General features: G+C 73.0%; 8 protein-coding genes. 5 read left to right on the top strand and 3 right to left on the bottom strand.

Features of this window, described 5'->3' with window-relative positions; all coding sequences use genetic code 11:
* From paaE to Q0817_RS19625, 3 genes are all read left to right on the top strand, one after another.
* Positions 1-1,061, top strand: a 1,061-nt coding sequence (paaE, locus tag Q0817_RS19635) for a 1,2-phenylacetyl-CoA epoxidase subunit PaaE (protein WP_298592058.1), incomplete at its 5' end; no start/stop codon positions are given.
* Positions 1,062-1,211: 150 nt separating this feature from the next.
* Positions 1,212-1,988 (top strand): enoyl-CoA hydratase/isomerase family protein, encoded by a 777-nt coding sequence (locus Q0817_RS19630; RefSeq protein ID WP_298592055.1) that lies wholly within the window; start codon positions 1,212-1,214, stop codon positions 1,986-1,988.
* A 67-nt stretch (positions 1,989-2,055) separates the two neighbouring features.
* Positions 2,056-4,038, top strand: a complete 1,983-nt coding sequence (locus Q0817_RS19625) for a M13 family metallopeptidase (RefSeq protein WP_298592052.1) — start codon at positions 2,056-2,058, stop codon at positions 4,036-4,038.
* Positions 4,039-4,062: 24 nt separating this feature from the next.
* On the opposite strand, the gene Q0817_RS19620 is transcribed toward Q0817_RS19625, so the two are convergent.
* The 3 genes from Q0817_RS19620 to Q0817_RS19610 all read right to left on the bottom strand — a co-directional run bounded on the left by Q0817_RS19620 (position 4,063) and on the right by Q0817_RS19610 (position 6,862).
* Positions 4,063-4,440, bottom strand: a complete 378-nt coding sequence (locus Q0817_RS19620; protein WP_298592049.1) for a hypothetical protein — start codon at positions 4,438-4,440, stop codon at positions 4,063-4,065.
* 75 nt (positions 4,441-4,515) lie between these two features.
* A complete protein-coding gene (locus Q0817_RS19615; RefSeq protein WP_298592046.1) occupies positions 4,516-6,051 on the bottom strand; it encodes a DUF2142 domain-containing protein in 1,536 nt (511 codons plus the stop codon).
* A gap of 4 nt (positions 6,052-6,055) precedes the next feature.
* Entirely contained in the window at positions 6,056-6,862 is an 807-nt protein-coding gene (locus Q0817_RS19610; RefSeq protein ID WP_298592044.1) for a carbon-nitrogen hydrolase family protein, read from the bottom strand.
* 114 nt (positions 6,863-6,976) lie between these two features.
* On the opposite strand from Q0817_RS19610, the gene Q0817_RS19605 reads away from it, so the two are divergent.
* Entirely contained in the window at positions 6,977-7,363 is a 387-nt protein-coding gene (locus Q0817_RS19605; RefSeq protein ID WP_298592040.1) for a YidH family protein, read from the top strand.
* Position 7,364: 1 nt separating this feature from the next.
* Positions 7,365-7,733 carry a DUF202 domain-containing protein gene (locus tag Q0817_RS19600; protein WP_298592037.1) on the top strand — a complete coding sequence of 123 codons (369 nt, stop codon included), beginning with the start codon at positions 7,365-7,367 and terminating at the stop codon, positions 7,731-7,733.
* Positions 7,734-7,748 lie beyond the last annotated feature (15 nt).

Here is a 7,748-nt window from a genome sequence, read left to right as displayed (position 1 = left end):
TCGCGGTGCCCCCGGAGCTCGTGGACGACTACGACTACCTGCCCGGCCAGTACGTGGCGCTGCGCGCCCGGATCGACGGGCAGGAGGTCCGCCGCTCCTACTCGATCTGCGCGGAGCCCCGGCCGGGCGAGATCCGGGTGGCGATCAAGCAGGACATCGGCGGCGTCTTCTCCACGTGGGCCAACGAGTCCCTGAAGGCCGGTGACAAGCTCGACGTCATGAACCCGCAGGGTGCGTTCATCTCCAAGCTCGGGCTCACGAGCATGAACGACCCGGAGAAGCTCGCCGCCGAGGAGGTCGCGAAGAACGCGTCGGTCCACCTCGTGGCCTTCGCCGCGGGCTCCGGGATCACCCCGATCATGGCGATCGCCAAGGCCGTGCTGCGCGCCTCGGAGACCTCCACGTTCGACCTCGTCTACGCGAACCGCTCCGCCATGGAGGTGATGTTCGCCGAGGAGCTCGGGGACCTCAAGGACAAGTACCCGTCCCGCCTGGCGGTCCACCACGTGCTCTCCCGCGAGCAGCGGATCAGCCCGCTGATGTCCGGGCGGATCGACGCCGACAAGCTCAAGGACATCCTGGACGAGGTCCTCCAGGTGGACCGGACGGACGAGTGGTTCCTGTGCGGGCCGTTCGAGCTCGTCCAGCTGTGCCGGGACACCCTCGCCGAGCGCGGCGTGCCGGAGGACAGGATCCGCTTCGAGCTCTTCAGCACCGGCCGCCCCGAGACCCCCCAGGGGCAGCAGGGACGCGTGGTCCAGGCCGACCCCTCGGGCGAGGGCTACGACATCACGTTCAACCTGGACGGGCTCTCCTCCTCGATCGAGTCCCCGAAGAACGCCCAGGAGACCGTCCTCAACGCCGCCCTGCGGGTCCGCCCCGACGTCCCGTTCGCGTGCGCGGGCGGGGTGTGCGGCACGTGCCGCGCGAAGGTCGTCTCCGGGGAGTTCGTGATGGAGGAGAACTACGCCCTCGAGAAGGACGAGATCGAGAAGGGCTACGTGCTCACCTGCCAGACCCGTCCCACCTCCAAGGAGCTCGTCGTCGACTTCGACGCCTGAGCCGCGCGATCCGGGGCCCGGCACCGCGCAGGTGCCGGGCCCCGGGCCGTCCCTGCCCGACACCGGAACCGGACCCCGGTCCCCGCCCCGGTTACCGACCTCAGTCCCCGACCTCAGTACCTCAGTCCCCGACCTCACCGAGGAGCAGCAGTGATCGACCTGACCATCGACGGATCCGTGGCCGAAGTGGTGCTGAACGCGCCCGGGAAGATGAACGCCCTGGACGAGGCGGCGCTCGCCGAGCTCGGCGAGGCCTACGCCGAGGCCGAGCGGGCCGGCGTCCGGGCCCTCGTGCTGCGCGGCGAGGGCCGCGGCTTCTGCGCCGGCCGGGACATCTCCGCTGTGGACCCCGCGAGCGACGACGCCCACGGCTACCTGGCCGGGAAGGTCACCCCGCTGCTGCGCGCGATGACCCGGTTCCCCGCCCCGACGTTCGCCGCCGTGCAGGGCCCGTGCCTGGGCGTGGGGCTCGGCCTGGCGATCGCCACGGACGTGGTCTACGTCGCGGACAGCGCGAAGATCGGCTCCCCCTTCGCCAACCTCGGGGCGACCCTCGACTCGGGCGGGCACGCCCTGTTCACCGAGCGGCTCGGCGCCCACCGCACCCTGGACCTCATCTACACGGCCGAGCTCATGAGCGGCCAGGAGGCCGTGCGCTCCGGGCTGTTCAGCCGCTCGGTGCCCGCCGAGGAGCTGCTCGAGCTCACCCGGGCCAAGGCCGCCGCCGTGGCCGAGGGCGCGACCGGCGCGTTCCTCGCCTCCCGCGAGCTCGTGGCCCAGATCCGCGACGAGCGCCTGGGGCTGTGGGAGTCCGTGGAGAACGAGAACCGGGTGCAGGGCGAGCTGTGCCGCAGCGCGGACTACGCCGAGGGCTTCGCCGCGTTCCAGCAGAAGCGCAGGCCGCGGTTCACCGGCGCGCGGGGCTGACCCGCCGGGGTTAAGCGGTCGGGGAACAGCCCGCCCACCCCGCCGGAGGCCGGTTAATGTGGTGGGCATGACATCTACGGTGACCTCTTCGGTGTTCGACCTCTCCGGCTTCGACCGCTCCGTCCGCCCCCAGGACGACCTCTACCGCCACGTCAACGGCTCGTGGCAGCGCCGGACGGAGATCCCCGACGACAAGCCGTCCGTGGGCGCGTTCATCGAGCTGCGGGACCAGGCGGAGGCCGCCGTGCGCGAGCTCATCACCCGGGCCCGGGCCGGGGACCCGGAGGCCGTGGAGTCCAAGATCGCGAACCTCTACGCGTCCTTCATGGACGAGAAGCGGATCGAGGCGCTCGGCGCCTCCCCGCTGGCCCCGGACCTCGCCGAGGTCGACGCCGTGACGGACGTGCCGGGGCTGGTGCGCCACTTCGGCCGGATGATCCGGCGCGGCGCGGGCGGGCTCGTCGGCGTCGACGTCGACGCCGACCCGGGCGACCCCGAGCGCCAGCTCGTGTTCGTGGGGCAGTCGGGGCTGGGCCTGCCGGACGAGGAGTACTACCGGGACGACCAGCACGCGGCGATCCGCGGGAAGTACCTGGAGCACGTGCGGACCATGCTGTCCCTGGCCGGCTTCGAGGACGCCGAGGAGCAGGCCCGAGCGGCCGTGGAGCTCGAGACGCGGATCGCCTCCCACCACTGGGACAAGGTCACGGTCCGCGACCTCACCAAGATGTACAACCCGATGGGCTTCGAGGAGCTCGCGGCCTCCGGCACGGTCCTCGACTGGGGGCTCCTGGCCGAGGGCGCGGAGCTGCCCGGGTCGGCGCTGAGCACCGTGGTCAACGCCCAGCCGTCCTTCTTCACCGGGGTCGAGGAGCTGCTCGCCGACGAGCTGCTGCCGGCGTGGCGCTCCTGGGCCCGCTGGCACCTGGTCTCCGCGCGCGCCTCCTACCTGTCCTCCGCGTTCGTCGAGGAGGACTTCGCGTTCTACGGCACCGTGCTCTCGGGGACCCCGCGGCTCAAGGACCGCTGGAAGCGCGGTGTGGAGCTCGTCAACGGGGTCCTCGGCGAGGCCGTGGGGGAGCTCTACGTCGCGGCGCACTTCTCCCCCACCGCCAAGGAGCGGATGGACGAGCTCGTGGCAAACCTCCTGGAGGCCTACCGCGTCTCGATCACCGGGCTGGACTGGATGACGGAGCAGACCCGTCAGGAGGCGCTGAAGAAGCTCTCCCAGTTCACCCCGAAGATCGGCTACCCGGAGCAGTGGAAGGACTACACTTCCCTGCGGATCAGCGCCGACGACCTCGTGGGCAACCGGATCCGCACCACGGAGTTCCGGCTCGCCGAGCTGGTCCGCAAGGCCGGCAACCCGGTGGAGAAGCACGAGTGGCTCATGACCCCGCAGACGGTCAACGCGTACTACCACCCCCTGCGCAACGAGATCGTCTTCCCGGCCGCGATCCTGCAGCCCCCGTTCTTCGACGAGGACGCCGACGACGCCGTGAACTACGGCGCGATCGGCTCCGTGATCGGCCACGAGATCGGCCACGGCTTCGACGACAAGGGCTCGACGTGCGACGGCGACGGGCGGCTGCGCAACTGGTGGACCGACGCCGACCGGCAGGCCTTCGAGGAGCGCACCGCGGAGCTCGTGCGCCAGTACGACCGCCTGGTCCCGGAGCAGCTCGCGGAGGAGGGCACGCACGTCAACGGCGAGCTCACCCTCGGGGAGAACATCGGGGACCTGGGCGGGCTCACGATCGCCCACAAGGCGTGGCGGATGTCCCGGGAGACCGGCAGCGCCTTCGGGCCCGGGGAGCTGATCGACGGCTACAGCCCCGAGCAGCGGCTCTTCCTGTCCTGGGCGTACGTGTGGCAGCAGAAGTCCCGCGACGAGGCGCTGCGCCACCGCATCGCCACCGACCCGCACTCCCCCAACGAGTTCCGGGCGAACCAGGTGGTCCGCAACGTCCCGGCCTTCTACGAGGCGTTCGGGGTCGTGGAGTCGGACGCGCTGTGGCTGCCCGAGGTGGAGCGCGTCAGCATCTGGTGAGCCGGGGGCCGCCCGGGCCCCGGCTCAGCCGCCTCCGCCGGAGCTGAGCAGGAAAGCAACCGCGACCAGCCACAGCACGAAGAAGACCAGGAGGACCCCGAGCAGGACGGTGCCCACCCAGCCGAGCACCCGCCCGGGCGTGGCGGGGGTGCCGAGCTTCTCGGCCTCGTTGGCCTGCCAGATCGCGAAGGGGCCCAGCAGGGGCAGCACCACCACGCCGAGGATGCCCAGGATCAGCGCGGTGTCGGCGTGGCTGCGGCCCACGGCGAAGCGCTCCCACGGCGGGGGCGGGCCCCATGGGGGCGGCGGGCCGTAGCCGCCGGCGGACGCGGACCCACCGGGACCCTGCGGGCCGCCGGGGCCGTCCGGGCGCGGCGGGGAGTCGGAGCGGTCGTCGTCCACGGGTCCTCCAGGGGTCGTCGGTGTCGTCGGTGCGGTCGGTGCGGTCGGTGCGGTCGGTGCGGTCGGTGCCGTCCGTCAGGGAAGCATGTAGTGGCCCGTGATGTGGACCACGGTGGCGTAGCCGGCCACGGCGAGCGCGGCCGAGAGCGGCACGAGCACCAGGATCGCGGTGTCCACCCGGCGCAGGCCCGCCGGAGCGGCGGGGAACCGGGCGGACACCAGCGGGACCAGCGTCCCGAGCAGCAGCAGGGCGAGCGGGACGAAGTACCGGCCCTGCACGCCGTTGACGATCCCGGACTCCACCGGGGCGAAGCTCAGGTAGAGCGTGCCGAAGATCGCCGCGACGTTGAGCAGCAGCACCCCCGCGAACCAGAGCGCGACCCGGCGCGGCGCCGCAGCGCGCGGGCCGTGGAAGAACGCGGCGCCCACGGCGACGAGCCAGCACACCGCGCCGACGAAGGGCCCGTCGATGGTCCTGCCGGGCCCGTAGCCCATCTGGGCGACGAAGCCGGCCGCGTAGTCCCAGTCCGCGGTCAGGATCGTCCGCGCGGCGATCCCCAGGACGGCCACCGGCTCGCCCAGCACGAAGGCCAGCTGGTCGTCGGGCCGCACCATGTGCCGCTCCTCCGGGCCGCGCAGTGCCCCCATCGCCTCGGTGGTCCCGGCCGCCAGCGACATCCACCCCGCGAAGCCCAGCAGCGTCAGCAGCAGGCATCCGGTGAGCACGAGGGAGGCCGCCACCGGCCGCCCGCCCCGGCGGCGGGGCAGCGGGTACTTCCGCAGCGGGACGGCCAGCAGCAGCAGGGACAGGATGACGTAGGTGGGTTTCATCAGCGGGAGCGCGATCGCGCTCGCGAGCACGATCCCCAGCTCCACCCGGCTGAGGGGTGTCCCGGTGCGGTCGAGCACGGTCGCGCGCAGCACGAGCGCGGTGAACGCCAGGACGACGGCGTTGGTCACCGAGTCCGCGGAGATCACCGCCGACTGGAAGAGGGCGGTGGGCAGCAGCGCCACGCAGAAGCCGACCCACAGGAAGCGGGTGCCGCGCAGGGCCCAGAGGCCCACCGCGGCGACGCCCGTGTAGGCGAGCACCTGCAGCATCCGCATCAGGGTCCAGGCCGTGCCGATGTCGAGCTCCGCCGCGGTGGCGATCCGCGCCCCCAGGGCCGCGGGCAGGTAGGGCACGGGCGAGTACGCCGCGGTGTTGGAGAACGACGTCAGCACGAGCTCGCCCGCCAGTGGCGCGGCGAGCGCCCGCGCGCGCTCCTCGGTCGCGACGTACAGCGGGTCGGAGTTGCGCTCCTTGGACCGCGGCGCCCCGGCGTGCTCGGCCATGAACTCCTGGGCGGTGGCGGGCACGGCGCCGCCGTAGACGGGGTAGGGGCCGTCGTCGGGGAGCCGCTGGGGGGCCAGGCCGCCCTGGGAGACCTGGTAGGCGCGCTTGAAGTGCGTGTGCTCGTCCGGGCCCCAGGCCGACGGCACCATCAGGGCGAAGACCGTCCCGAAGAGCAGGGACAGCCCCGCGAACAGGGCCACCACGGTGCGGGGACGCAGGGAGGGGCGGACGGTGCCCTGGGGCGCCCGGGCGGGGGTCAGGACCGCTGTGGCCACCGCCTCAGCCCTCGTCGGCGGGCAGCAGCTCAGCCGGGCCGAAGCGGCGGTTCGCGAGCACGGGCACGGTCTCCCGGACCTCGGCGATGCGCTCGCGCAGGACGTCGGCGGTGATCACGGTCTCGTCCTCCCCGGCCTCGGCGACCACCACGCCGAGCGGGTCGAGGACGGCGGAGCGGCCGATCGTGTGCTCGGAGCAGGTGTCCGCGGCCGCGACCCAGACGGTGTTCTCGATCGCCCGGGCCTTGAGCAGCGCCTGCCAGTGGTCCACCTTGTGCTCGCCGGCGAACCACGCGGCGGGCACGGTGAGCAGCTCCGCCCCGGCGTCCACCACGGCGCGGCAGATCTCGGGGAAGCGCAGGTCGTAGCAGGTGATCATGCCGACGGCGAGCTCGCCGATCCGCACCACCGTGACGCCCTTGTCCCCCGGGCGGATCCGGTCGGACTCCCGGTGGCTGAAGGCGTCGTAGAGGTGGAGCTTGCGGTACGTGCCGAGGATCGCGCCCTGCGCGTCCACGGCCACGAGCGTGTTGTAGGGGCGCCCGTCGGCGGAGCCCTCGTAGCCGCCCGCGATCACGGCGACACCGGTCTGCGCGGCCAGGAAGGACAGCTGCTGGACGAACCCGGACCAGCCGCGCAGGACGAGGTCCTCGAAGTCCTCCCCGATGAGCCGCTCGGAGAACATGGCCTCCTCGGGGAACACCACCAGCTGCGCCCCGCCGGCCGCGGCCTGCTCGGCCAGCCGGCGCATGGTCCGCAGGTTCTCGGCCGTGTCGGCGGTGGGGGCGAACTGTCCGACGGCGATCTTCACGGGTGTCCTCCTCGGCGGGTCGCGGCTGGAGCTCCCACTGTAGCCGCGACCGGCCCGTGGCCGGGCCCGTGACAGGATGGGTGCCGACACGACCGCGCGAGCGAAGGGCAGGCGATGGGCGAGCAGTCCGAGACCCCGGGACGACGCCGGCTGACCGAGCGCGTGCTCGGCGGCGGGGAGGACCCCGATCCCCGGTTCACGCTGGCCAACGAGCGCACGTTCCTCGCCTGGATCCGGACCTCGCTCGCGTTCCTGGCCGGCGGGATCGCCATCGAGGCGTTCACCGCGGACCTGTTCGAGGAGGGCATCCGCACGTTCCTCGCGATCGTCCTGCTGGTGCTGAGCATGCTCGTCAGCGCGGGCGCCACGTTCCGCTGGATCGGGGTCGAGCGGAGCATGCGGCGCCAGGCCCCGCTGCCCCTGCCCCTGATCGCGCCGGTGCTCGCGGTGGGCGGGGCGATCGCGGCGGGAGTGCTCGTCGTCGTCGTCCTGCAGGGCTGAGATGCCGCGGCCCCGGCTCCGCCGCCCCCCGGATCCCCCGGGCCCCCCGGAGCCCCCGCACGGGGACCCCGGGCTGCAGCCGGAGCGGACGACCATGGCCTGGGGCCGGACCCTGATGTCCTTCGTGGTGGTCTCGGCGGTCTTCCTGCGCTGGCTGCCGCACCACGGGCCGTTCGTGCTGGTGCTGTTCGGGCTGGCCGTCCTCACCGCGTCCGCCATCTACCTCACGCAGCGTCCCCGCTACGCCCGCAGCGCCCGCGGCATCGTCGAGGAGCGCACCGAGCCCGAGGTCGGCGCCGTGCTGGCCACCGCGGTCGCGATGCTCGCGCTCGGCAGCCTCGGCATCTGGGTGGTGCTGGTCCTCGTCTGAGCACTCCCCGGCGGG

Origin of the sequence: uncultured Kocuria sp. (assembly GCF_947500125.1) — a bacterium.
Classification (GTDB): domain Bacteria; phylum Actinomycetota; class Actinomycetes; order Actinomycetales; family Micrococcaceae; genus Kocuria.
Note: the sequence above shows the minus strand (reverse complement) of the source record. Positions and strands in the feature narration are given on the sequence as shown.

What these genes read in the sequence shown, in the direction of transcription:
- Q0817_RS19600 (WP_298592037.1), top strand. Translation starts at nt 7,365, where the DNA reads ATGCCGCGGCCCCGGCTCCGCCGCCCCCCGGATCCCCCGGGCCCCCCG.
- Q0817_RS19605 (WP_298592040.1), top strand. Translation starts at nt 6,977, where the DNA reads ATGGGCGAGCAGTCCGAGACCCCGGGACGACGCCGGCTGACCGAGCGC.
- Q0817_RS19625 (WP_298592052.1), top strand. Translation starts at nt 2,056, where the DNA reads ATGACATCTACGGTGACCTCTTCGGTGTTCGACCTCTCCGGCTTCGAC.